Genomic DNA, 23,884 nt, shown 5'->3' on the forward strand with positions numbered 1-23,884 from the left:
CCCCCCCCCCCCCCCCGCGCTGCGGACCCTCGCCGACGTGACGGAGCCGGGCCTGACCCTGCGCATCGCCGACATCATCCGCGAAGCCGTGCAGCACCGACCGGAGAGCCTGGGGGAGTGCCTCGCCGCGTACGTCGACCGGCGCCTGGACCATGGCCCTGCCGCCCGCGCCCTCCTGCACCCGCTGGTGACGGGCCTGCTCCACGGGGGGCCCGTCCGGGTGCGGTCGGCGCTCGCCGCGGTCCTCGCGCCGGCCGGCACACCGGCGTCCCGCGCCCTGCGCAGGGAACTCCGGGAGTTCCTGCTCCGCCACGAGCGCGATCCCGCGGTGCTCGGGGCGCTGCTGCTCACGGCCGTGCGGCAGGCCCGCGCCCACGACGGGCGGCACGTCGGCGACTGGCGGGACGACACCTGCAGCCGGTGCGACTCGGACAGCCGGTGTGGCTCGGAGGAGAGGTGCGGCTCGGACGAGCGGTCCGGCTCGGACGAACGTTGCGGCTCTGAGGTCGGGAGCGGCTCCGGAGGTCGGGACGGCTCCGATGTGCGGTGCGGCTCCGACGGAAGCCGCGACGGGAAGGTGCGCTGCGTTCCGGACGGATGCCGCGGCCGGGGCGGCACCGACCGTTCCGGCTCGCCTGCCCTGCCGGACCTCGTCCACCGCATCGGACTGCTGCTGGTGCGCACTCCGGAAGGCGCCGCCCTCCTCGACCGCAGCCTGGTCGACCTGGGGCGCCGGGTTCCGGGCTTCGCCGTCCGCATGGCCGCCCTGCTCACCGAAGCGCCCGAGGACTGGGCCGCCGTGGTCGGCCCCGGTACCCGCCGGATGCTGGAGGACCTGGCGGGTATGCGCGTGCCCGCCTGACCTGCTGCGGGCGCGCCCGCCTCGTGTTCCGGTGGCGGCAGCCCTTCCGCAGCCGGTCAGGCGCGCCCCCTCCGGCACGGCCCCGTGCCCGGCTCGCGGGCCGTACCGGAGGGCCGGTTGCGGGCCCCGCGCCGGTCTCACACCGGGTGTGCACCCTGCCACAGCCCCCATGCCGATGCGGGCCGCCGGAGCCCGGCATGGCACCCTTGGACACGCATAAGAGGTGAACGGTCCGCGCCGATACCGTTCGGCTTCCGACGCGGTACACGGTCGGAACGGTTCGACAGGCGACGCGGTTCGACAGGATTCGACGAGGGTTCGAGGAGCGGTCACAGTGCAGCGCTGGCGTGGCTTGGAGGACATCCCCCAGGACTGGGGGCGCAGCGTCGTCACCATCGGCTCCTACGACGGCGTGCACCGCGGTCACCAGCTCATCATCAAACACGCCGTCGACCGCGCCCGCGAGCTGGACGTGCCCGCCGTCGTCGTCACCTTCGATCCGCACCCCAGCGAGGTCGTGCGCCCCGGCAGCCACCCCCCGCTGCTCGCCCCGCACCACCGCCGCGCCGAGCTGATGGGCGAACTCGGCGTGGACGCGGTGCTGATCCTCCCCTTCACCACCGAGTTCTCCAAGCTCTCCCCGGCCGACTTCGTCGTCAAGGTCCTCGTCGACAAGCTCCACGCCAGGGCGGTCGTCGAGGGCCCGAACTTCCGGTTCGGCCACAAGGCCGCCGGGAATGTCGAGTTCCTCGCCCAGCAGGGCGAGACCTACGACTTCGACGTCGAGGTGGTGGATCTGTACCTGACGGGCTCGGCGGGCGGCGGCGAACCGTTCTCCTCGACCCTGACCCGGCGTCTGGTCGCGGAGGGCGACATGACCGGTGCCGCGGAGATCCTGGGCCGGCCGCACCGCGTCGAGGGCGTCGTCGTCCGAGGTGCCCAGCGCGGCCGCGAGCTCGGCTTCCCCACGGCCAACGTGGAGGCGCTGCCCCACACCGCGGTACCGGCCGACGGCGTCTACGCCGGCTGGCTGCACGCGGACGGTGAGGCGATGCCGGCCGCGATCTCCGTGGGTACCAACCCTCAGTTCGACGGCACCGAGCGCACCGTCGAGGCGTACGCCATCGACCGGGTGGGGCTCGACCTCTACGGCCTGCATGTCGCCGTGGACTTCCTGGACTTCGTCCGCGGCCAGGCGAAGTTCGATTCGCTGGAAGGGCTGATGGCTCAGATGGCGGACGACGTCAAGCGCTGCCGGCAACTGGTGGCGGACGCCGGTACCGAGGAGCGGTAGCCCACCGCCGGGTGACGCCGCGACACCAGGGCGGCCGGTGCTCTCGGCACCGGCCGCCCTCACGCGTGCGCTGCCGCCGCCGGTCGCGGCCCGGGCCCGCCTACTGCTGCGGCGGAGCCGCCGGGGGCTGCTCCGGGCCCGGCTGCGGTTGCGGCTGCGGCTGTTGTTGCGGGTAACCGTACCCGGCCGGCGGATACCCCGGTTGCCCCGGCTGGCCCGGTTGCCCCGGCTGGCCTGGTTGCGCCGGCTGGCCCGGCTGTGCGGGCTGGCCCGGCTGTCCGGTTGCGGACTGCGGGTACTGCGGCCCGGGCTGCGCCGGGTGCCCCACCTGCCCGGGGTGGCCCGGCTGCCCGTGGGGCCCGCCGGCAGGCGGCGGATACGGGCCCGGGCCCGGCGGCTGCCCGGGCAACTGCTGGCCAGGGTGCTGCTGCCCGGGGTACGCGGGCTGCCCCGGGTAGGGCTGCCCCGGGTAGGGCTGCCCCGGGTAGGGCTGCCCCGGGTAGGGCTGGCCCGGCTGGGGCTGGCCCGGCATGGGCGGGGCGGCCACCGGCGGCGGGTTGCCGTCGCTGGTCCACAGACCGTGCGCCTGCTGGTGGCGCGTGAAGTCCTCGGCCACCATGGCCGCGAGGTTGAAGTAGGCGTCCCGTACCTTCGGCCGCATCATGTCGAGATCGACCTCGGCACCGGCGGACAGGTGCTCGTCGAAGGGAACCACGATGACGCCCCGGCACCGCGTCTCGAAGTGGGTCACGATGTCCTCGACCTTGATCATCTTGCCCGTCTCGCGTACACCGGAGATGACGGTGATGGAGCGGGAGACGAGGTCGGCGTACCCGTGTGCGGACAGCCAGTCCAGCGTCGTACTGGCGCTGCTCGCGCCGTCCACCGACGGAGTCGAGATGATGATGAGCTGGTCGGCCAGGTCCAGTACCCCGCGCATGGCGCTGTAGAGCAGGCCCGTGCCCGAGTCGGTCAGGATGACCGGGTACTGCTTGCCCAGCACGTCGATCGCACGCCGGTAGTCCTCGTCGTTGAAGGTCGTCGACACGGCCGGGTCGACGTCGTTGGCGATGATCTCCAGGCCGGACGGCGCCTGCGAGGTGAACCGCCGGATGTCCATGTACGAGTTCAGGTAAGGGATCGCCTGGACGAGGTCGCGGATGGTGGCGCCGGTCTCACGGCGCACCCGGCGGCCGAGTGTGCCGGCATCCGGGTTGGCGTCGATCGCAAGGATCTTGTCCTGGCGCTCGGTGGCCAGCGTGGCGCCCAGCGCGGTCGTCGTGGTCGTCTTGCCCACGCCGCCCTTCAGACTGATCACGGCGATGCGGTAGCAGGACAGTACCGGCGTGCGGATCAACTCCAGCTTCCGCTGCCGCTCGGCCTCCTCCCTCTTCCCACCGAGCTTGAACCTGCCGCCCCCGGCCGGCCGGCTGCTCTTGGCCTTCTGCCGCTTGTTGTTGAGCAGCCGGTCCGAGGACAGCTCCACCGCAGCGGTGTAACCGAGGGGCGCCGCACCGGGATTGGTGGGCTGGCGCTGGTCGTGCTGAACCGGTTGCGGCCAGGCGGTACCGGTGCGCGGGTCGACGGGCTGGGCGGGTGCCGCGGGAGGCTGCACGGGAGCCGTCGGCGGCCGACCGGTGTGCGCCTGCGGCCCGGTCTGAGGCCCACCGTGCGGCCCGGGCCCGGTCTGAGGCCCACCGTGCGGCCCGGGCCCGGTCTGAGGCCCACCGTGCGGGCCGGGCTGCTGCGGCCAGGCCTGCGCTGCCGCCGGCTGCTGCGGGAATCCGTAGCCTCCCGGCTGTGCGGGCACCTGGGGAACGGCAGGACCGTGGGGGGCGCCCGGCCTCCCGGGGGCACCCGCGCCGTCGGCTCCCGCCGGTCCGTTCGGCGGGGGTGCCGTGGGTGCAGGTGCGTGGGGAGCGGCAGGCGTGCCCGGAGCGGCGGGTGCATGAGCGGCGGGTGCATGGGCGGGGTTCGGGAAGCCGTATCCCGTACCCGCCTGCTGCGGACCGACCGGCGCTTGGGCCGGCGGCTGCCCCGCACCGAACCGGCCGGGACCGGCCTGGGCCGAGCCGTACCCGCCCTGGTCCCACTGCCCCGGTGCCGGGGTGCTCTCTCCGCCGGTCTGCGGGAATCCATGGCCGACCGCCTCCGTGGCCGCCGGCCCTTGCGGCGCGGACTCGACCGGCGTGTGCCAGGCGGCGGGTGCGGGCTGGGGTGCCTGCGCCGGGAAGGGCTGTTCAGCACCCGTCGACTGCTCCGGAACGGCCGCGGACCGCGGTGCAGCCGTACCGGAAGCGGCCGCGGACTGCGCGGGCCACTCGGCGGCCGGTGCCGGGGCACCGGGCCGGTAGGCGGGAGGCAGCGGCGGTACCCCGCCAGGCGGACCCGCGGGAGGGGCTGCCGCCCACGCCGACGGGACCTCACTTGCTCCTTCGGAGCCCACGGGAGTCGCGGAGTCCTGCTCCGGCCTGCCGTCCTGCGGCTGCCCGACCGGGGCCGCCGCCTCGGAGGCAGGCGTCCCGTCGATGCCGTCGGAAGCATCCGCGGCCGCGAGCGGGCCCCTGCCGTCGGACGTCTCCCCGCCGTCGGCCAGGGAACCGGCGCGGTCGACGCCCTCCGCTTCCGCTGCGGAGTCCGCGGCGCCCTGGCTGTCCGCGGAGCCCGCAGTGCCCGAAGCCTCGGAACCATCCGTGCCGTCGTCCGCGCGCCCGGGCGACGCGACCGGTGCCTCACCGGCAGCAGTCTCGGGCTCCTGAGGCACAGCAGCATCGGTGCCGGAACGGTCCGCGGCGGGCGCCGGCGGCTGCCCCGACTCGCCGTCCGTCCCCGGGCCCCCGGCGCCCTCGGCAGGGCTGCCGGCCGGACCCGGTCCGGCCTCGGGGGCAGCGGGGTCCCCGGAGCCGCCCGCCGCGGCGGTGGCGCCGCCACCAGCCGCAGCCGGGTCGCCTTCCGCGCCGGCTCGTCCGTCACCGGCGACCGCCGGGTCGGACGGCGTGCCGGTCGCCTGGTGGGCGATCTGTCGCTTCAGCGCATGGGAGGAGATCCGCATGGTGGCGCCGCTGACCAGGTCCCCGTTGCCCGCGTCCTCGCCCTCCGCTGCCGGCGGAGCGGCGGCGGGCGCGGTGGGCGCGGTGGGCGCGGTGGGCGCGGTGGGCGCGGGCGGAGCAGCGCCTTCCGGAGTGCCGGCAGGCGACTCGCCCGGGGCGCCGCCCCGGTCCGGGACCTGCGGTGCGGCCGGCCCGCCCGGCACCGGGGGCGCCGGCGGAACGGGCGCGGCTGCGGGGGGTGCCTGCGGACCCGGCGTCCGGGGCGACGGGGGCTGCGGGGGCTGCGGCGGCGTCGCCGCGGCGTACGGCGACGGCGGCATCGGCATCTCGGCATCCTGCGCCTGCGGTACGGGCGCCTGCGGCGAGGGAGCGGCCGAAGGCGGTGGTGCGACGGGCGGAGCGGCGTTCCAGGCCGGCTGGAAACCACTGCCGGGCGGCAGTCCGGGCACCGCCACCGGCGGGCCGACCGGTGGAGCGGACGGCGGGGCCGCCGGCCCCGGCGCGGGCGGCGGCGCCGTCGGGTTCGGCGGTACCTCCGCTGCCGGATCGGCTCCGTCGGCCGTTTCGGCAGCGCCGTCGCCGGCGCCGTCGCCCGAGTTTCCGCCCGAGGCGTTCTGCGTGTACCAGGCAGGGGGCGCGTAGTCGATCGTGAACTCGCCCGTCGTCTCGATGGCGGACTCGGCGTCGGACTGGTCGTCACCGGGTGAGTCCCAGCCCGTGCGCATCCCGTCCCGATCGCTGTTCACAGTTCCTCCTGGTGCGGTCGAAGACCCTCGTGTTCGTGCCGGGGCCCCCGACCCGTCCTGTCGTGCGGTCCGCCCGTCGGGCGCCTCCTCGGGCCTCGCGAACCCGTTGTCGGAGCCCCGCCCCGGCGGAGCGCGCACCACTCGCTCGGGGTGACGCGCGACGTGCCCCGTCCCAGCCTAATCATCAGAAGCGGGCGCCCGGCAGGCCCGTCCGCACCTTCGTGCCCAACCGAGGCGCCACAACGGGCCCCCGCTGCACTCGCGCTCCGCGGCCGCACCGAAACACGACGGGTCACGCCACCGTGCGAGGCCGAACAGCACCTCCACAAAACGGGATTACGTGCGCCGGCACCGCATATATCGCAAAAACGGGCGAAGTTGAACCGGTCCATCGGCCGCGCTCGCGGTCCGACTGCTCGGTCCGTCCGTCCCGTCAGTCCATCCGGCGTGCCATACCCAGCAGCCCGACCTCCGGATCGGTGGCCTGCGTCATCACGTACTGCCGGTCGCGCTCCGTGCACCAGAGAGTCACACCGTCGGGGAGTGCGGGCAGACTCTCCACCTCGGTGCGGGTCAGGGCCATCGTGCGGCCCAGAACCGCAGCCTCGTCAGGGGAGACGCGCTGGATGCCCGCAAGCCGGGCCTGCCGCAGAAGCCGGGGAGCCACCGGACTGAGATACGGCAGCAGCGTCAGCACCGACTGCCAGGGGCGGGCCACGACCCGTCCCCGCGGAGGGCGCATGCCGCAGTCCCGGACCACCAGCACCGGCGCGCCCGCCGAGGCGCCCAGCGGCGGAACGCGCCCCACCTCGTAGACGGCCAGGCCGTTCTGACCGCCTCCCATGGCGTGCACCATCTGCATCCAGGCCTGCGCCCGGCCGGTCTCGACCGCCACCCGCGCCCCGGTCGCCGCCGCCCGCAGGGCGAGGACCTGGGCGGTCCACAGCCCTCCGATGAGGACGACGTCGTACGGCGTCGGCCGGTTGAGCCCCAGCACGGCGGGCTGGCCCTCGGCGTCCACTCCGGCGACGACACCGTCGTCCCCGATGGGAAGCGCCAGGGAGTCCAACTGCTCCGCGGTCAGGGCATGCCGCCCGTGCCGGGGGCCGAACAGCCCGGAGCCGCCGCGCAGCAGACGCCGCACCGGCTCGACCGGGGCCGGCCGGCGGGCCGGGACGACACCGGGTGCGTGAGCCGCGCCGCCGGCCGTCTCCGCCGCGCGAACCGTCATCGGGTACCTCCCAACGGCAGGGTGGCCAGCATGCCGGGCAGTTGCTCCCGGTCCAGCCGGGACAGCCCCGCACCCGTCTGCCGTGCCACGCTCTCCAGGGCGTGCCGAGCGGCGACCAACTCCTCCTCGCCGCGCCCGGTCACCCGCAGATGCCCGCACAGCGACGCCTCCTGCCCCACCCCGCCGCGCAGCGTCACGCTGAAGGTGGTGGCCAGCGTGGGAACGGCGGTCACCCGGGCCACGAACTGCGGCAACGACAGACCACCGCCACCCCCCAACTGCGGCCACCGCCGCACCCAGTACGTGGTGTGCCTGCGGTTGTCGCAGCGCCAACTCCGGCTGGACTCCTCCGTCCGCCGCTCGCGCTGCTCGCTCCGCCCGGCCTCCGCCGTGACCAGCGGGTTGGCGCAGGCCGACGTGGCCAGAGCACTGATCAGCTCGTCCTCGTCCAGTACCGTCGCCCGGAAACCGGCTCCGGCCAGACGGCTCGCCAGGTGGCGGGCCGCGCGCACCACGCACTTCTGAGCTCCGACGAGCCCGCCTCCGCGCGCGGCGACCGCCTCCGGGCACAGCTCCGGATCCAGCTTCAGCGCGATCCAGGTGATACGCACCGCCGGGGCACCGGTCTGCTCCTGCAACGGCGCGTAGTTCGTCACCGCCACGGACTGCTGCGGCAGGTGGATCGCCGGCGCCGGCTGGGTGTGCAGCACCACCTGCGCCGACTCCAGCCGTATCCCGTCCACCTCCATCGCGTCCCGCACCAGACGCAGCGGCAGCGGCTGCCGGCTCCGCTCCGCCCGCAACGCGGTGGCGTCCGCCTCGACCTGGAGCACCGCGCTGACGAACGTACCGTCCCCGATGATCCCGACGGGCCGACGGTCACGGCTTCCGTATGCGTACGTCCTCAGACGTGCGTCGCACTCGACGACCGGCGCGAGCGCCGGTTCCGTACCGGCCGGGACCCCGGTGGCCGCGGCCTGCCGACGGCGTGCCTTCAACGCCCTTACCGTGGCCAGCCACTCGGGCAGGGAACGGCCGCGGCGACGGGCGAACGAGAGCACGGCGACGGCGGCTGCGACAACGGCCGCCGGCACCAGAGCCAGGGGCGAGATCACCCAGCCGACCAGCAGGACCGCGGCCGCGCTCTCCAGCCACACCAGGCGTTGCAGCCGGAACGGCCCGCCCGGCCCCGAACGTGATCTGAGATGGAGGGCGCCGGTCCCCCGAGGCGACACGTCCGGCACCGCCGGCCGGTGGGCCGACCGCGAGCGGGGAGGCACGCCGTCCCCTGCCTGCGAGCGGCCGCGGGGCCGCGCACGCGTTCCCGTAGCCATCACTCCATACCCCCGTTTTTCCACAACTCGCCGGAACCGCACACCACACAGGGCCCTTGACGGCCTGAGCACCGTACCCGCTCCGCCGGCCTCAGCGGATACCAGGCATAGTAGGGGGCCGGTCTGACACCGGGGGCGCGGGACGGCGCCGCCCGAGCGCAAGCCAGCCGGAACACGGGGAAAGACAGGCATAGATGGCATCTCGGCGCGATCAACTGAACGCGTACACCTTCGCGAAGCGCCGCATGCTCGCGGCCTTCGTCCAGTCCTCGCCCGACGGCTCGGAGGAGGGCGCGCCGCGTCCGCTGCGCGCGGTGCTCCCCAGCGTCCTCGTCGGAGTGGTGATCATGGCCGTCTTCGGGGCCTGGGGCATGTTCAAACCCACGGCGCCCAAAGGATGGGACACGCCCAACGCCAAGGTGATCGTCGCCAGCGACTCCACCACCCGCTACGTCGTCCTGAAGACCGACGGCGAGGCCCAACTGCACCCGGTCCTCAACATGGCCTCCGCGAAACTGCTGCTGGAAGCCGGAGAGGGACAGGTCGTCACCGTCGCGGAGTCCGTCCTCGACAGCGGCAGGATTCCGCACGGGGTGACCATCGGCATCCCGTACGCCCCGGACCGGCTGCCCTCCGCTTCCGAGGCCCGGGCCGCCAAGCGCTGGGCGGTCTGCGAGCGCCCGAGCGGCAGCGGCGGCTCCGTCCAGAAGGCCGCCCTGGTGCTGGCCACCCGCGACCGGGACCGGACCGAGGGGAAGTCCAGGCTGACCGGCGGTCAGCTGCTCTACGTCGCCGACCGCGACGGACGGCACTACGTGGTGGACGCCGCGGGCACGGTGTACCCGGTGGACAAGAACGACGAACTGCTGCTGCGCGCCCTCGTCGGCTCCGGCCGCAAGCCCGAGCAGGTGACCGGGGAATGGCTGGCGACCCTCCATCCGGGGGACCCCGTCACGTTCCCGCAGATCCCCGGAAAACCCGGGGATCCCGCCGGAGCGCCCGGCCAGCTCGACGCCCGCACCAACAGGATCGGCATGGTGCTCAAGGCCTTCGACAACAACAAGGAGCAGTACTACGTGGTGCTGCCCGGCCGGGTGGCCCCCGTGTCGGCGTTCGTCGCCCAACTCCTGCTGTTCAGCGAGGACCTCGCGCCGCTCGGGCAGAACGGTCAGGCCCGCGAGATGAGCCCCGGCGCCATCGTGCCGGGCCGGCCCTTCGGCAACGACCGCCGGTGGCCGACCGGGCATCCGGTCCCCGTCAACGAGGCGTCGGCGGCCGTCGGAAGCCGCAGCACGATCTGCAGCGTGCTGCGCAGCGTCGACGCCGGCTCCGGCGCCACGACCCTGTCGACCTGGGCCGGCACGGACTTCCCCGCGAAGCTGCCCACCGGATCCTCCAGCGCCTACGTCACACCCGGCTCCGGACAGCTCTACCGCCAGTTCCAGGGCAAGGCCACCAAGGTCGGACCGGTCTTCCTCGTCACCGACACGGGACTCCGGTACGTCCTGCAGTCCAACGCGGACAGCGCCACGGACGACGCGGGCATCGGCATGACAGCCAAGCAACGCGAGCAACGCCGGCAGGAGGCGCGCCAAGCCCAGACGCTGCTCGGCTACAAGGACGTCGACCCGGCGCCCGTACCCGCCGCCTGGTCGGAGTTCCTGCCCACCGGCCCCCGCCTGTCGACGGCCGCGGCACGCCAGCCGCAGGGCTCCTGAGAGGAGGGACGACGGTGCTGCGCACGGCGCTGACGGCCACGGCGGCCCTGCTGACCACGGCCACGCTCCTCGCGCCCCCGGCGACGGCCGCGGGCGAACTGCCCTACTCGGACCAGTGCACCTTCCCCAACGGGCTGTACCCGGGACGCCCCTGGGCGCTCCAGCGCGTCCTGCTGGACGAGGTGTGGCGCCAGTCCCGGGGCAAGGGCGTGCGGGTAGCGGTCATCGACACGGGCGTGGACGTGCGCAACCCGCAGCTCGCGCATGCGGTGGACGTGGGAAGCGGACGGAACCTCCTGCCCAAGAACCTCAAGGACGACAACGGCGACCCCGTCGACCGCGGCAACGAACACGGCACGGACGACACCGTCGGGCACGGCACCAGGGTGGCCGGCATCATCGCGGCACGACCGCTGAAGGGAACCGGGTTCGTCGGCCTGGCCCCCGCGGCCACGATCATCCCGATCCAGCAGAACGACGCCGAGGGCCACGGCACCGCCGGCACCCTCGCCGACGCCGTCCGCTACGCCGTCCGTGCCCGGGCCGACGTCATCAACATCTCCCAGGACACCTCGAACGCGGTGAAGCCGTCCTCCGACCTGGAAGCCGCCATCGACGAGGCACTGCAACGGAAGATCGTCGTCGTCGCCTCGGCGGGGAACGACGGCCTGGGCGGCAACGTCAAGAAGACCTACCCCGCCTCCTACGACGGCGTGCTCGCGGTCGCCGCCTCCGACCGCAGCAACGAACGCGCCCCGTTCTCCCAGTCGGGCGACTTCGTCGGGGTGGCCGCGCCCGGCGTCGACATCGTCTCCACGGTCCCCAAAGGCGGCCACTGCTCCGACAACGGCACGAGCTTCTCGGCCCCTTACGTGGCGGGCGTCGCCGCGCTGATCAAAGGCAAGCACCCCGACTGGACCGCGCGCGAGGTCGTCGCCCAGATCGAGCAGACCGCCGAGCGTACGATCGCCGGCCATGACCGGCTGGTCGGCTGGGGCGTGGTCGACCCCGTCCGCGCCCTGACAGAGGACGACCACCCGATCGAGTCCCCCGCCCCGCAGGACGGCCTCAGCCGGGCGGAGGCACCCGTCGCCGCCGCGTTCCGCACCGGCGAGACAGCCGACGAACGCAACGCCCGCCTCGCCACGTACGCGGCCGTCGCCGCGGCGGTGCTGGTCGCCGGAATCAGCGGCGCCGGTGTGGCCATCCGGGACGCACGCCGCAGAGCGCGGAGGGCAGCCCGGAGCGGTTGAGCCCGGAGGGCGATCGGCCGCACCGCCGACGGCCGCCGATTGGTTGAGCTGTGAACCAGGGCCGGGCCCCTCCGGGGCGAGGATCCGGAAAAGTTACGATCGGCCGTAGCACAGCTGTGGCGTAAGGCAGTTGGGCAGGTGACAGCGAGTCACTACAGTGGTCACGTTGCAGTCATGAACGCTTGAGCGGTCGACGCCTTGGCCGCCCGAGACAGGCAACGACAACGGGGAGGGAATGCTTCGTGCTTCCTGCAGACATGGTCGGGGGCGCAGCCGACATGCGGCGCGGCCTGATGGCACTGTCCACGTTCAAGAAGCGGGTGGACGACCTGCTCACCACCTTGGAGGGATCGCCGGGCGGAGCAGCGAAGATCGCGGCCCACGACCTGTCGACGGCCGCGTTCGGCACCGGCGACTTCCCCGAGGCCGCCAGTCTGCATCTGGAGTACCGGCGCGTCCACGAGCGCATCACCACGCTGTCCCGGACGCTGGGTCTCCAACTGGAGGCCATGCAGATCGCCGTGCACGGAGTGGACGTCACCTTCGACAACCTCGAGGACGACCTCCGCTACCGGTTCCACGAGATCCGCACCGAGGTCAACCAGGCACGCGACGAGATGCTGCACGAACAGATCAAGCGCAGCAACCACGCCGACCACACCGACGCGGGGTACTGATGAGCGGCGACAAGAAGAAACCGGACCTCCACGAGTCCGCCCCCCACGACACGGAGCACCAGGAAGCCGCGCAGCAGAACGGCACCGTGGACGCGGTCATGGTCGCCACCAAGGTGATCAACCCGTTCGCCGCGGGCCGGGGCGTTCACTTCGGCAGGACCAGCTTCGAGGGATACCGCCTCAACGAGATGATCGACATCGTCGAGTCCGCCAACCACGAACTGGTGGAGTCCGCAGGCATGGGCCTCGCCGACGCGCGGGACGCGATAAACGAGGCAGCCGACGAACTCTCCCGCAACCTCGGCGGTGTCGACTGGGAGGGCGACGCCCACAGCGCCTTCTACGGCTGGGGCACGGACCTCGTCACCACGGCCCGCGACCTCGCCGGCTACGCCGACACGGTGGGCACGCAGGTCATGGCCGCCAGCGCCGGACTGGCCTCCGTCCGCAAGTCCATGCCGTCGCGCGACACCCGCACCGATCCCAAGACGATCGACGACATCCCCGAGGTGCAGCGGGTCGACAGCAACGCCGACTACACGGCCGCCGTGAAAGCGGAGCAGGACCGCCAGGAAGCCATCAACCAGATGTACCGGCTGGCCTCGTTCTACACGGTGTCCGGCGGCATGATGCAGAAGGCCGAAGAGCCGGTCTTCCCCAAAATGCCGGACGTGGGCGTGCCGGAGCCTGCGGATCTCAGGAAGGCGGAGTTGCCGAGAGAACGGCAGTCCACCCTCGGCGTTGTTGGAACCGGCTCGGGACCTGTGGCGCAGCACTCTGCGAGTGCTGGGCCCGCCGGTGCGCTTGTCGACCGCTCGCTGGCCCCAACTCGGGAACCGGACGGCTCCATCGTGAGGTCGAATGAGAATGTGGGAACAAAGGTCGACAGCGTAGGGGCATTGCCGGCTCAGGAGAACCTGGGTGCTACACCTCTCGCACCATCGCCAGCTATGAACCCCGGATCCCATCCGGTAGTCAGCGCCCCTGCGGGATTCATCCCTGTTTCGGGAGCATCGTCCGCACTAGGGCAGCCCCGACGTGCATTCTTGGGTGGTGGAGTTCCCGCAGCCAAGGAAGCACCTCCGACACAGGGGCGAGCTGACGGCGTGACAGGCCGACCTCAAACGGGGCGGACAGGCGCCGCAGGCACAGCAGCACAGGGGCGTGCGGCTGCGGCCACTCGTGGGACCAGCCGCTTGCCTGGCGCTACAAGGCGGGGAGTGGTCGGTGGAATGCCGAGGCCGGTGGAGTCGCCAAGCAATCAAAGAGCCCCCCGCGGCCCTGTCGGTGCACAGGGTGTGACCAACAGCGGGCGAACCGGCTCGGCAAATACTGCCAGGGGTGTTGTAGGGGGCAAGCCCGTCAACGAGGCGGATACCGCCAAGGGTTCGCGGGTGCCACGTGGCCCGGTGATCGGAGGCGAAAGCGCCACCACCGATCGACCTTCTGGGGAGAAGCCCGGTAAGCGTGGCGTGGTTGGTGCGCCGAGGGGCCGACACTCGAACTCCGAGACCCACGCAGGTCAAGTAGCCGGCAGGGGCGGGGCGGCGCGAGGCGGCAACCGGAAGCAGGACACCGATGGTAGGCGTTCGCGTCGCGATGAAAAGCGCGACGAGTCGTCAAAAACCGACTGATCGGATAAGAGCGAGGATGAACAGAGGCATGATGACAATCATCAGCCCACAGAGCGGGAGGGTTTTCTCCGCGGCGCGGCGGACCACTTCCGTTTGCTCCGCCCTGGGTGCCTTGATTATCTTCGCGATGAACCTGGCTCCAAGTGCTGCAGCCGCGGACGAGCAGCCCGAGCAATGGTATCTGTCGGCAATGAGGGCCGAGCAGATGTGGAAAGTTAGTACGGGTGAGGGAATCAAGGTCGCCGTGATCGACTCGGGCGTGAACCCTGACACCCCGTCACTAAAAGGGCAGGTGCTCACTAACGATATCCCAAAAGCGGTTGCTTACGGCGCCACGCATGACTACACCGGCCACGGCACGTCGATGGCGGAACTGGTGGCGGGTACTGGCGCTGGTCATGGCCTGAAGGGTCTCGCTCCGGGTGCCAAGATCATTCCTTACCGCATCGTGACCGACGATCTCAAGAACAAGGTGGAGAGGGAAAAGACTTCGAGTTCAGCAGAGGCGATCAGGGCTGCTGCTGAAAGTGATGCCGAGATCATCAGCATGTCCTTCGGTAGTCCGGGCGATGATCCGGAAGAAGCGGCGGCTATCAAGTACGCTCAGTCCAAGGGGAAACTGATGTTCGCGGCTGTCGGGAATGGTGGTGAGAAGGACCGCGTTATCGGCTATCCGGCTGCGTATCCCTACGTCGTTGGTGTCGCCGCGACTGATGAGAATGGAACTGCCGCAGAATTCTCTGACCACGGCAACTACGTCGATCTGGCCTCACCCGGTCTCGATGTTCCCACCTGGTGCGACAACACGTTCCGCTCATACTGCAAGAGTCAGGGCACCAGTCAGGCAACCGCCATCACGTCCGCATCCGCCGCCCTCATCTGGTCCGCACACCCGAAGTGGACTGCCAATCAGGTCCTCGCCAGTCTGATCGACACCGCTGGACGCGACTGGCCGAAGAATGACCCGAGCACGTATCTCGGGTACGGCCTGATCCGCCCCCGCAAGGTGCTGGAGAACAGCGGATTCGATCCCGGCGCAGCCGCTGTCGACCCGCTGGCGAAGGAGAACGCCGCAGGCGTCACAGACGCGGCCTCGCCCACCCCGTCCGCACCGCCCCCCGCCCCGGGGGCCAACGAGTCGGGCGCGTCTGACGATGCCGCGGGCCCGTCCTCCGAGTCGTCGTCGAGTAGCACCACCATCTGGGTGGCCCTGGGAGCCGCCGCGGCCATCCTGACAGTCGGGGGTGTTGTCTTCGCGCTGGTCCGCTCACGCCGAGGAACGTAACCACCACCACCCACGGCCCCCACCCAAGTACTGCCGACCCCCCAGCCTCACACGTCCGTCCTGCCACCGGTCGACAACGCCAACGCGCAGGCACGGCGAGTAGCCCGCGCACCTCTTCAGGACGCGCGGAGAACAACCAGAGCTCTCAGGAAAGGGAGTGCCTCACATGGTCGACCGCAAGCTTGATGAAAGTCATGTACACAAGCTCCAGACGGAGATCGTCGATCGCTACGACAACATCCGTCAGTCACTGGCCAAGCTCCAGGGCACGATCGACATGATCGAGAAGGCCTGGACCGGTCAGGGCGCCAACGCGTTCAACACGAAGCAGACGGAGATCAACGGCCACATGGTCGCGATCGGCAAGATGCTCGACGATTTCCTCGAGGGCATCCACCTGAACAAGACAGACAAGCGCAACCTCGAAGACCAGATCGAAGCCGGCATGAACAAGATCTCGGTCGACGACCTGGGCGGAAAGACCTCGGCGCTCAACAGCTACTGACGTGCCGTCGGCGGCATCGAGCCGCGCGCCGTCGCCCGGACTGACTGCTCGGTCCGGCTGAAATCTTCAAGGAAACGAGGGAACGATGTCCGGAGCCCACTACGACGACCTCGCCGTCTCGTACAGCACCATGGACGCGCTTGCCACCGAACTCGGTGACCAGGCCAAGAAGCTCGAGGAAGACCTCGAGGCGCTGAAGCAGGCCGTGCTCAACTCGTCCGCCGGCTGGGCTGGCAAAGCTTACGAGGAGTTCCAGAAGAAGTCCGCGGAGTGGGACCGCCACGCCCGCGGTATCCACGCGGCACTGGTGCAGATCTCGCAGCGCGTGCACACCGCGGGTGGCGACTACCGAGGCGGCGACCTGAAGGGCGCCAGCTACTTCATGTAGTGCAGCGCCGTTCTTCAGCGATACAGGGTGGGCACGCACGGGAGGTGCCCACCCTGCGCCGTCGCTCGCTGGCCGGTCTGCTTGAGGTCCATGCCACGGATTGCTGTCTCAGCGAGATTTCTCCGGCACCTCCCGGCCGTTCTGGCAGAGTCTTGCTGCGGGTGCCCCGTTCAGGCCGAAGGTGTGTCGGCAAGTGATTTCTGTGGTAATCATTTACATTCGGCCGAGTGATTGACAGCCGAAGTGTAAGTTGTGATGAGTTGTTTCATCGCGTCGGAGTCGGAGTGATCGGCTGTGAAGACCTGCACGATGGCATAGAGGTCTTGGTCGGGGTGTTCCGGTGATTTGCAATTCTTGTCGGTCTTGCCGACCGCCCCCCTGCCCGAGTAGACGTAACGCTCGTCTTGAGTTAATTTGCCGTTCTCCATCTTGGCGTACGCTGCAGCGACGTGATGCGCGTCATCTCCGTCGCCCCACCATGCGTTTGTAAAGCGGACCGTCAAATCTTTGTCGACGAGCACATCGCAGCGTTCAGTCCCTCCGTTGGGGGATGATTTCGCCACTTTTAGGGAGTCGCCTCCCGGGAGAAAATCGTCCAGAAGGCCGGATTCGATGGAGATGCCGCACAGCGAGTCGGGAGCCACATAATTCCTCCGCGTCTCATTTCCGCTTGAACATGCAGTCACCGCGAGTATCCCCACCAGTCCAACTGCCAGTGAACGGGTATAGGGGGTCGTGCGTGTCGGTCGCTCAGGTCGGATGCGGAACATCGTGACTTCCTCTCGCCACGTAGAACGTCAGATCTCGGTCTTGAGATGCGGGGCCATGTACTCCGCGTCAGTACCTGCGGCCCTGAAACCGTCCTGCGCCGCTACCCGAGCCTTCTCATCCATGTCGATTTTCTGCAGATCGGTGCGATGATGTGCTTTGGTGGCGAGTTCTGCTGCCCTCTCCGTGTAAGAGGCGTTCTCATCGAGGCCCTGTTCCCACCGCTTGGCCATTTCGTGGCCGGCGTCATCCTTCGCGTGGCCTTCGACCCCCTGGAACAAGTCCTCGAGGACCATGCTGCTGACGGTGCCTGCCACCCCACCCGCTACGGCGCCGCCCATGGGCGTGGCAATGAACGACGTGCCGACGCCGATCCCCGTACCGATACTGCCGGAGATGGCGTTCTTCCATTGGGAAATCGCGTGGTCATAGGAGCCGTCCTTCTGGTTGGCGGGGCCGGCGACCGCCTCTTGGCGTCCGATGGCAAGTGTGCCTGAAATCTCTCCGGATCCGTGGGCCAGTTGTTCGACGGCGAATTGAGTGTCGTCGGAGTATCGCTCGCCAGCAGGCAGGTCGGGGTTCATGTGGTAGTCCATCAAGTTGGCCATGTACTGCTTGTTGGCCACTTCGACAGCCGCATAGCCTTCGGGATTCTGCCCGACGGCGACAAGGAAGGCTGTGACATCTCGGTGATTAAGCGTGGCCGAGGAACCCGCTACAGGGAACAGTCGGTTCGTGTCTTCGTCGGAGTCGTCCGTCATCGCCCGATTGATATCGGGTAGGTATTCTGCGGTGATCTGCCCGATACTATCGGACATGTATCCGCGGTCCGTGAGATGCCCCGTGTCGTCCGAGATCGAGGTGACGAGACTCTCGAAGAGTTTCGCTTGCTCCTCGTTGTGCGCTGGAGTGTCAGCCGTGGGCAGTTCGCCGGCGGGGTGGCCCGTGGTGGCCGCTTCCAGGGCGAGGGCCAGGTTGTTCTGGCCGGTGTGCAGTTCGTCCCCGTGAAGGTTCCGTTCCGCGGGCCAGTCGCGGTCCTTGAAGAGGTAGTCGAAGTTCGAGACGGCCGACTTGTGGTCGTCGTCCTTCGGCAGGTACTGCTCGTTGAAGAAGGCGGTGGCGGCGTCCGGGCTGTTGGACAGCCCTTTGAGATAGCCCGTGAGCGCGTCGGCCCCGCTGTCGTCGCCGATGCGGTTGAGGTACTGCATGGTGCCCCCGGCGACGCCCACGCGCCAGACGAGGTTCGGGTGCTCACCGTTGTCGGTCAGCTTGCGCTCGTTCGCCATGAGCGCGGTGCCGTACTCGTTCATGAAGAAGTCGTCGTAGTCGCCGACCCGCATGAGGTTGCTCATGACCTGGAAGCCGGTGGGGCCGCCGGGGCTGCCGATGCGCCTCTCGCCGAGGGCGATCACGTCGTTCTTCCAGTCGGTCATCGCGGCGGAGTCGCTCCGTGAGGCGCCGGCGAGGGTGAGGCCGAGGTTCCTCTGCAGGTCGTCGAACTGGTCGAGACGGTCACGGAACCTCCCCGAACCGGTTCGGGGGTCGGTGATCCCGCTCCAGAACTCGAGGGTCCTCCGCGGGCCCAGGTCGGTCGCGAACCGTTCGGTGAACAGCCGGTCCCCGCGGTACTTCGCGAGACCGGCGTTGAGCCGGTCGAACTCCTCGAGCGTGAGGTCGTCGGGGGCCTTCCCGGCGAGCGCGGCCAGTTCGTCGGCCTTCTTGATCGCCGTGTCGGCGGAGTCCCTGTCCTGGTAGGCGGCGTCGGAGAATCCGACCGCGCTCTGGTCCGCGAGGGCCGTCAGGACGGTTCCGGCGGAGCTGTCGCTCTCCGTCGCCCCGTCGAGGATCTTCTGCACCTCGTCGCGCAGGGCGGTGACGTCACCCTCGTCGTGCTCGGGCACGGTCGTGCCGTGGGCGGCGCGGTCGGGGTGGACGTTCATGGTGACGGTGAATCCGCCGTCCCCGGTGGACACCACCGTGAGGTTCTTCTCCAGCCCCAGGTCGAGGGCTTTCTGGAGCTTCTTCTGATAGACCTTCAGCTCGTTCCGGGTGTCCCGCAGGATGTTCCGGATCGACGTCGCCTGGGCGTGGGCGTCGGCGACCTCGCCGGCCGTCTTGCCGATGAACTCCTTCGTCACGGTGGCGTTGTATCCGGCCCAGTCGGCCTTGTCCGCCGCGCCGCGCAGGCCTTCGCCGGCGTCCTCCTTGAGCGTTTCCAGGTCGAGGACCATCGTCGACCAGTCGTCGACGGCCGTGTCGAGTCGGCCGAAGTCGGCGAACCGGAGGGCATCCAGGTCCATCAGCGCCTGCCCTTCTCGCCACCGGAGTCACCGGAGTCGCCGGAGTCACCGGAGTCGCCGGAGTCGCCGGAGTCGCTGGAGTCGCCGTAGACGGGGTTCCTGGCGCCCGGGGCACCGGCCCGCTCGTCGAAGCCGGCGTCGAGCAGGTCGATGCTGCTCATCCGGCGCCGGACGTAGTGGTCGTCGTCCGCGTGCAGCTTCTTCGTGACGGTCATGTGGTTCGAGATGTGCGCACAGGCGTCTCTGAGAGAGGACAGCTGCTCGTCCCAGCGGCGGGCCACGTGCTGGAGGGCGTCACCGAGGGCGAAGCCGTCCGTCGACAGGGTGCCGGCGGCGGTCTCGCTGGTCGGTACGGCCCGGCGCCCCTTGTCCCACAGGTCGTTGTACAGGTCGAAGGCGTTCTTGCCGATGTTCGCCAGGTCGCTGTGGCCGACCTTCAGATCGCCGTAGGCGCCGGGGGCCGCGGTGTGGCCGCCACCGCCGTCGACCTGGTTCAACCGCATGTGCGTGGAGCGCCCCCGGTCCGGGACCGCCTGCGCCTTCAGCTGTTCCCACTCGTCCCACGACGCCACGCGTGGACCCCTTCCTCGAGCACGGCGGGTCACGCCCGGCGGACGGAACCGCTCAGTGCCGGTGTCATCGGCAGTTCGGGTCGAACCGGGGAAGGCCGGTTTCCGCGGACCCCCGTCCGGCCGGGCGTCGGTGTCGGCGCTCCGCCTCGTCGCACGGGACGCGATCCGCGGCGGGCACGTTCAGGAGTTCCCCTCCCTCCCGGAGGGGGTTCGCGCAGAGGGGCCTCGCCGTCCGCCCGCGCAGTACGTTCTCAGCTCACGTCCTCCGGCAGCAACGCGGTCTGCACCAGCGGCGTGCCCCTCCGCCGCGAGACGAAGACCCCGCGCCCCGGTGGCATGGGCCGGGGACGCACCCGGCCGAGCAGATCGCCCTCTGACGGATCACCCGCAAGGACTACGCCCTGCGCGCCGAGTTCCTTCATCCGCTGCATGAACGGCTCGTAGGACGCCCGTCCCGCTCCCGCCGTCGACCGCGCGATGATGAACCGCACGCCCACGTCCCGGGAGAACGGCAGCAGCTCCGTCAGCCCCGCCAACGGGTTGCCGCTCGACGTCGACACCAGGTCGTAGTCGTCGATGACGACGAAGACCGTGGGCCCCTGCCACCAGCTCCGGTCCCGCAACTGCTGTGCCGTCACGTCCGCGGTGGGCGTCCGCCGCTGCATCAGGTCGGCGAGGGCGGACATGTGGTGTTCCATGGCGTTGGACATGGGAATGTACTCGGCCAGGTGGGAGGGCGGCGTCGCGTCCAGCAGGGCCCTCCTGTTGTCCACCACGAACAGCTTGCACTCGTCGCCCGGGTAGCGCTCCGCGAGCTGTTTGATCAGCAGGCGCAGCAGGTTGGACTTGCCGGACTCGCTCTCACCGAAGACGAGGAAGAACGGGTCCTGGTCGAAGTCCACGAAGACCGGCTCGAGGTTGTCCTCGTCGAGGGCGAAGGCGATGCCGCGCTGCGGTAGGCGGTTGCCCGGGGGCAGTTGAGCCGCCGGGAACTCGCGCGGCAGGAGCCGGACCTCGGGAGCGCCCGGCGCCTGCCAGTGACGGGACACCTCGGCCGCCAGTGCCCGGGTGGCGTCGGCGAGATCGGTGTCCGAGGCGAGACCGTCGATGCGCGGCACGGCAGCCATGAAGTGCAGTTTCTGCGGGGTCTGGCCGCGGCCGGGCACGCCCGCCGGGACGTTCGCGGCGACCTTGCGGTCGAGTTCGGAGTCCATCGTGTCACCGAGCCGCAGTTCCAGCCGGTTCATCAGGTGGTCCTTGAGGTTGGAGCGGACCTCCATCGAGCGGGACGCGGTGAGGACCAGGTGCACCCCGTAGCCCAGGCCGCGTGCCGCGATCTCCAGGACGATCGCGTCGAGTGCCTCGTAGTCGGCGCGGAAGTTGCCCCAGCCGTCGATCACGAGGAAGACGTCGCCCCAGGGCTGGTCGGTGACCGGGATCTCCCCCCTGGCACGCCGGGTCCGGAAGTCGGCGATCGAGGAGATACCTGTCGAGCGGAAGTACTCCTCCCTCCGGGTCAGCACGCCGTACACCTCGGCGACGGTACGCCGTACGCGCTCCGGGTCCAGCCGCGAGGCCACCCCGCCGACGTGCGGGAGCCCGGCGACGGCCGCCATGCCGCCGCCGCCGAAGTCGAGACCGTAGAACTGGACCTCGTGGGGTGTGTGGGTCAGCGCGAAGGAGGAGATGAGGGCGCGCAGCAGCGTCGACTTCCCGGACTGGGGGCCGCCGATGATCTGCATGTGGCCCGCGGCGCCGGAGAAGTCGACCCGGAGCGGGTCGCGGCGCTGCTCGTAGGGTTTGTCGACGATGCCGACGGGGACGACGAGGCGTCCGGCCCCCTCGTAGCCCGGCTGGGTGAGTCCGCGGCCCTGGACCGCGCCGAGTCCGGGCAGCAGGCCGTCCAGCGACGGGGGGCTGTCCAGCGGCGGCAGCCACACCTGGTGCGCGGCCGGTCCCTGGGCCTCCAGCCGGCGCACGATCACGTCCAGGACGGTGTCGGCGAGGGCCTCCTCCGCTTCCGGCTCTCCCGCCCGGTGCTGCCGGGGTACCGGCGCGTACCGCACCGGGACCTCGGCCGCGGTGAACAGGACCGGACGGCGGTCGACGGGCTGGGCGCCGCCGCCCAGCGCCGCGTGCTGCCGCCCGGACCGGTGGACGCCGGAGACGTATGCGGCCTTGAACCTCACCATCTCGTCCGTGCCGTACTTCAGGAATCCGGAACCGGGCACGTTCGGCAACTGGTAGGCGTCGGGCACGCCCAGCGCGGCGCGGGACTCCGCGGCCGAGAAGGTCCGCAGGCCGATGCGGTACGACAGGTAGGTCTCCAGGCCCCGCAGGCGCCCCTCCTCCAGCCGCTGCGAGGCCAGCAGCAGGTGCACGCCGAGTGAGCGTCCGATGCGGCCGATCTGCACGAACATGTCGATGAAGTCCGGCTTCGCCGTCAGCAGTTCGCTGAACTCGTCGATCACCAGGACCAGCGAGGGGATCGGCTGCAGGGCGGCCCCCGCCGCTCGCGCCTTCTCGTAGTCGTGGACGTTGGCGTAGTTGCCCGCGTCGCGCAGCATCTCCTGCCGGCGGTTGAGCTCGCCGCGGATGGAGTCCCCCATGCGGTCGACCAGCGTGAGGTCGTCGGCGAGGTTGGTGATGACGGCCGCCACGTGCGGCATCTGCGCCATGCCGGCGAAGGTGGCGCCGCCCTTGAAGTCGGCGAGGACGAAGTTCAGCGTCTCGGAGGAGTGCGTCACGGCGAGCCCGAGGACCAGGGTGCGCAGCAGTTCCGACTTGCCGGAACCGGTGGCGCCCACGCACAGGCCGTGCGGGCCCATGCCCTCCTGCGCCGCCTCCTTGAGGTCCAGCATCACGGGGCGGCCGTCCTCGCCGACGCCGATGGGCACCCGCAGCCGTTCGGCCAGCGAACGCGGCCGCCAGGTGCGCGCGGTGTCGACGGACGAGGCGTCGCCGAGGTTCAGCAGGTCGGTGAACTCCAGGTTGGCGAGGAGGGGCTGGTCGTCCTCACCGCCCGAGGCGGTGCGCAGCGGGGCCAGTTGCCGGGCGAGGGCGTCGGCGGACTCGTAGGACAGGCTGTCGGGGGCCCCTTCGTAGACCTCCCCGTCGACCGACTCCAGGTACAGCGCGTCGGGCTGCACGACGACGGAGAGGTCGCCGCCGGACCCGGCCGGGTCGCCCGGCAGGATCTCCAGGATCGTCACGCCCTGCAGGCCCTCCGGGTTGGCGAGCACCGAGTCGGGCGTCAGGGAGACGCCGTCCAGTACGACGACGATGTGGGGCTTGTCCGGAAGCTGCGGCGCGTTCGGGTGGAAGCGCGGACGCTCGGCCAGCCGGGAGGCGATCCGGTCCTCCAGCTCGCGGGTGTCGCCGCCGATGAGCCGGCGGCTGCCGGCGCCGTCCGCCTCCCCGGGCGCCTGCGCGTGCGGCAGCCACTTGGCCCACTCCCAGTGCGGCAGTGACTCCCGGCCGGCGGCCACCACGACGACGAGGTCCTCCGGCGAGTGCAGCGAGGCCAGCGAAGCCGTCATCGCGCGTGCGGAGGAGCGCACGCACTGCGCGTCACCGCTGAGGGTGACGTGGTAGAAGGCGCGCAGGGAGACCGCCATCGGCAGTGCGTCCACCGTGCCGTGGACGGAGAGGAACCGCTGCATGGCGCCCGCCGTCAGGGGCTCCAGCTGTTCGACCGGCCCGGTCTCCGGCGCCGCTAGCGGTGTGGCGAGCGACTGCGGGCCGAGCCCGACGCGGACCTGGGCGAAGTCCTCGTCGCCGGGCCGCCGTTCCCATACCCGGCTGCCCTCGGCCACCAGCGCCCACAGTTGCTCCGGGGAGGGGTGCAGGAAGTACTGCGCGTCCCGCTGGGCCGTGGCGGTCTCCACCGCGGTACGCCGGGTCTGGGCGAGGTAGCCCAGGTAGTCGCGGCGCATGTCGGCGATTTGGCCCTGGGAGCCGCGTCGGAAGCGGATCACCATCGCGATCGACATGGACACCGTCGAGGCGATCATGACCATGCCCATGATTTTCATGAAGGGCTGTCCGCTGGTGAAGAAGAAGACCACCGAGCCGCCCATGCCGAGCGTGGGGAGCAACTGCATCAGCACGCTCTCCTGAGGCCCCCGCGGCAGTTCGGGCGGCGGCTGCAGGACGATCTCGTCCGTGGGCACTTCGGACGGCAGCACCCGCGTCGGGCGCTTCACGACGGTGTGGCTCACTGGTCCCCAATTCCCCTTGCCGGGCCGTAGAGTCCGTCCGCCGCCCC

15 protein-coding genes and 1 pseudogene are annotated in these 23,884 nt (G+C 70.7%); 9 read left to right on the forward strand and 7 right to left on the reverse strand.

From position 1 onward, the window contains the following. A pseudogene (locus tag ACL02U_RS28220) lies at positions 1-862 on the forward strand (hypothetical protein); the annotation flags it as partial. A 334-nt stretch (positions 863-1,196) separates the two neighbouring features. Then, positions 1,197-2,156: a bifunctional riboflavin kinase/FAD synthetase gene (locus ACL02U_RS28225; RefSeq protein ID WP_412793800.1), complete on the forward strand. Its 960-nt coding sequence runs from the start codon at positions 1,197-1,199 to the stop codon at positions 2,154-2,156. Positions 2,157-2,256: 100 nt separating this feature from the next. On the opposite strand, the gene ACL02U_RS28230 is transcribed toward ACL02U_RS28225, so the two are convergent. The 3 genes from ACL02U_RS28230 to eccE all read right to left on the reverse strand — a co-directional run bounded on the left by ACL02U_RS28230 (position 2,257) and on the right by eccE (position 8,517). Beyond that, complete coding sequence (locus tag ACL02U_RS28230) at positions 2,257-5,952, reverse strand: SCO5717 family growth-regulating ATPase (RefSeq protein ID WP_412793801.1); 3,696 nt, start codon at positions 5,950-5,952, stop codon at positions 2,257-2,259. 433 nt (positions 5,953-6,385) lie between these two features. After that, positions 6,386-7,183 carry a hypothetical protein gene (locus ACL02U_RS28235; protein WP_412793802.1) on the reverse strand — a complete coding sequence of 266 codons (798 nt, stop codon included), beginning with the start codon at positions 7,181-7,183 and terminating at the stop codon, positions 6,386-6,388. Next, positions 7,180-8,517, reverse strand: a complete 1,338-nt coding sequence (gene eccE, locus ACL02U_RS28240) for a type VII secretion protein EccE (protein WP_412793803.1) — start codon at positions 8,515-8,517, stop codon at positions 7,180-7,182. The genes ACL02U_RS28235 and eccE overlap by 4 nt, the downstream gene beginning before the upstream one ends. 194 nt (positions 8,518-8,711) lie before the next feature. On the opposite strand from eccE, the gene eccB reads away from it, so the two are divergent. From eccB to ACL02U_RS28275, 7 genes are all read left to right on the forward strand, one after another. Beyond that, positions 8,712-10,235 (forward strand): type VII secretion protein EccB, encoded by a 1,524-nt coding sequence (eccB, locus tag ACL02U_RS28245; RefSeq protein ID WP_412793804.1) that lies wholly within the window; start codon positions 8,712-8,714, stop codon positions 10,233-10,235. Positions 10,236-10,252: 17 nt separating this feature from the next. After that, a complete protein-coding gene (gene mycP, locus ACL02U_RS28250; RefSeq protein WP_412793826.1) occupies positions 10,253-11,488 on the forward strand; it encodes a type VII secretion-associated serine protease mycosin in 1,236 nt (411 codons plus the stop codon). Positions 11,489-11,730: 242 nt separating this feature from the next. Then, positions 11,731-12,165 carry a hypothetical protein gene (locus ACL02U_RS28255; protein WP_412793805.1) on the forward strand — a complete coding sequence of 145 codons (435 nt, stop codon included), beginning with the start codon at positions 11,731-11,733 and terminating at the stop codon, positions 12,163-12,165. Beyond that, complete coding sequence (locus tag ACL02U_RS28260; protein WP_412793806.1) at positions 12,165-13,799, forward strand: WXG100 family type VII secretion target; 1,635 nt, start codon at positions 12,165-12,167, stop codon at positions 13,797-13,799. Before ACL02U_RS28255 ends, ACL02U_RS28260 begins: the two co-directional genes overlap by 1 nt. A 127-nt stretch (positions 13,800-13,926) precedes the next feature. Beyond that, positions 13,927-15,084 (forward strand): S8 family serine peptidase, encoded by a 1,158-nt coding sequence (locus ACL02U_RS28265; protein ID WP_412793827.1) that lies wholly within the window; start codon positions 13,927-13,929, stop codon positions 15,082-15,084. Between the two features lie 166 nt (positions 15,085-15,250). Beyond that, positions 15,251-15,589 (forward strand): WXG100 family type VII secretion target, encoded by a 339-nt coding sequence (locus ACL02U_RS28270; RefSeq protein WP_412793807.1) that lies wholly within the window; start codon positions 15,251-15,253, stop codon positions 15,587-15,589. 85 nt (positions 15,590-15,674) lie between these two features. Beyond that, positions 15,675-15,977 carry a WXG100 family type VII secretion target gene (locus ACL02U_RS28275; protein ID WP_412793808.1) on the forward strand — a complete coding sequence of 101 codons (303 nt, stop codon included), beginning with the start codon at positions 15,675-15,677 and terminating at the stop codon, positions 15,975-15,977. Between the two features lie 209 nt (positions 15,978-16,186). Here ACL02U_RS28275 and ACL02U_RS28280 read toward each other — a convergent pair whose 3' ends face one another. From ACL02U_RS28280 to eccCa, 4 genes are all read right to left on the reverse strand, one after another. Continuing rightward, positions 16,187-16,621: a hypothetical protein gene (locus ACL02U_RS28280; protein ID WP_412793809.1), complete on the reverse strand. Its 435-nt coding sequence runs from the start codon at positions 16,619-16,621 to the stop codon at positions 16,187-16,189. A gap of 153 nt (positions 16,622-16,774) precedes the next feature. After that, positions 16,775-19,045: a hypothetical protein gene (locus ACL02U_RS28285; RefSeq protein ID WP_412793810.1), complete on the reverse strand. Its 2,271-nt coding sequence runs from the start codon at positions 19,043-19,045 to the stop codon at positions 16,775-16,777. Further along, complete coding sequence (locus ACL02U_RS28290; RefSeq protein WP_412793811.1) at positions 19,045-19,617, reverse strand: hypothetical protein; 573 nt, start codon at positions 19,615-19,617, stop codon at positions 19,045-19,047. The genes ACL02U_RS28285 and ACL02U_RS28290 overlap by 1 nt, the downstream gene beginning before the upstream one ends. A gap of 251 nt (positions 19,618-19,868) precedes the next feature. Continuing rightward, positions 19,869-23,837, reverse strand: coding sequence for a type VII secretion protein EccCa (gene eccCa, locus ACL02U_RS28295; protein ID WP_412793812.1), 3,969 nt, complete (start codon positions 23,835-23,837; stop codon positions 19,869-19,871). Positions 23,838-23,884: the final 47 nt, after the last annotated feature.

Origin of the sequence: Streptomyces sp. MS06 (genome assembly GCF_047200655.1) — a bacterium.
GTDB lineage: Bacteria > Actinomycetota > Actinomycetes > Streptomycetales > Streptomycetaceae > Streptomyces.